The sequence below is a fragment of the Chloroflexota bacterium genome (assembly GCA_026389585.1).
Lineage (GTDB): Bacteria > Chloroflexota > Dehalococcoidia > UBA2247 > RBG-13-53-26 > JAPLHP01.
Window position 1 is genome coordinate 1 of the sequence record JAPLHP010000017.1, and the last position, 1,756, is coordinate 1,756.

1 protein-coding gene is annotated in these 1,756 nt (G+C 52.2%); it reads left to right on the forward strand.

Annotated features, from left to right (window positions below; genetic code table 11):
- The first annotated feature begins 309 nt into the window (after positions 1 to 309).
- The gene (locus tag NTZ04_01440) at positions 310 to 1,440 is read left to right on the forward strand and encodes a 4Fe-4S binding protein (GenBank protein MCX5990988.1); all 1,131 of its coding nucleotides are present in this window, start codon (positions 310 to 312) and stop codon (positions 1,438 to 1,440) included.
- Positions 1,441 to 1,756 lie beyond the last annotated feature (316 nt).

Here is a 1,756-nt window from a genome sequence, read left to right on the forward strand (position 1 = left end):
GAAGCTGGGGTGGTTGAGAAGGCGCGGGGTGTACGCCGCATTAGGCCTGAATTCTACCTGGCGATGCAAAGAGCAATGGATGAGTCTGGGCAACAGCCAATCCAGACCAGCTTCTTGCTAAGGTGAGATTTATGGGAGTCAGAGCAACTGTCCCTCAGTCCTCTTTCTATCCAGACTGAGGTTGGGTGGTATAATGCCGCAGGGCACCCGTTCGCGCAGGCACAGCCCGTGGTATTGGAGGAGACAACTTGGCCATGAGAGGCCTTGGCTGCAAGAATATCTGACTTTGCACTAAAATCCGAGGACAGAATGACGACTGAGAGTGAAGTATACCGGTCCCTGCAGAGACATTTGGACAGGCTGCCCATAGGTTTACCATCCACACAATCCGGTGTCGAGATTCGCATACTGAAGCATCTGTTCACTCCGGAAGAAGCGGGAGTAGCGATGCGGCTTTCCATGCTGCCGGAGCCCCTGAGTCGCATTTACAGGCGTATGAAGAAGAGTGGGAAGTCTATTGAAGAACTCGAGCAGCTATTGGACCGTATGGTGAACAAAGGTATCGTCTCATTAAAGAATAGGGGTGATAAAAAGTATTACAGCAACACGATGCTCGCCATCGGGATGTATGAATACCAGGTAGGGCGGCTCACCAAAGGTTTTGCCGAAGACATGCTGCAATATCTCGATGAGGCTTTTGCCGGTGAACTGTACAGGACCAATATTCCCCAGTTGCGCACAATCCCAATAGAGAAGAGCATTCCTCAGGAGTATAGCGTTAGCACCTATGACAATATAAGAGAGATTGTCGAGGGCATCGGCGGCCAAATTGTAGTGGCCAACTGCGTTTGCAGACAGGCCAAAGACATGGTTGGAGAAAGCTGCCATCACACTGACCTTCGCGAGACATGCTTGGTATTTCGCAGTTCGGCGCAGCACTACTTGGATATGGGACTCGCACGGCCCATCACCAAAGAGGAAGCCTTTGATGTTCTTGAGAAGGCTGAAGAAGCGGGATTGGTTCTCCAACCAGTTAACTCACAGAGGCCGGAGGCTGTCTGCTGCTGTTGTGGCGACTGCTGCGGATTACTGCTGGCTGCAAAGAAATTCCCCCGCCCGGCAGAACTGTATGCGGCCAGCTACTATGCAGAAGTGGACGCTGAGTTATGCACAGGTTGTGAGTCTTGTGTTGACCGGTGCCAGTTGCAGGCTGTGACACTCCTTAATGATGTGTGTACAGTCAACCGTGATCGCTGCATCGGCTGTGGGGTTTGCGTTGCGAACTGTACGTCGAATGCCATCCAGCTACACAAGAAAATGGTCAAATCAGTGCCTCCGAAAAGTACCGGCATCCTTTACAGAAACATCCTGTCCCAAAAAGCCGGGAAACGGCATATGCTCAAATTGGGTGTGAAACGCCTGGTGGGGCTACAGGTCTGATGTGGGCAGCTCGATCCGGGGGAAGACTGGTTCAAACGCGGGTTTACATGGCCGTTCAGCAGTTTTCCCAGGTGGGTTGCGCGGGGCGCGTAAGAGGAGAGTTGGGGAGGCGATGGTAGTGTGGAGTTACCTGACGATATCGGGCAGGAGTAGGAGCTGGCTATTGGTGGGCGCAGCCCCATAAGCGCTAACTTAACCTATTGAATATGCATGGGTTTGGCCATATAATCGTCACCACAGGAGGTGACGATGAAGAGCAAAGACAACTGGATTTTGCAGGACGATTGGAGCGTTCTAGTAACCTTTCTTCCCTGTG

Coding starts and splice junctions, on each gene's coding strand:
- NTZ04_01440 (MCX5990988.1), top strand. CDS start 310: ATGACGACTGAGAGTGAAGTATACCGGTCCCTGCAGAGACATTTGGAC.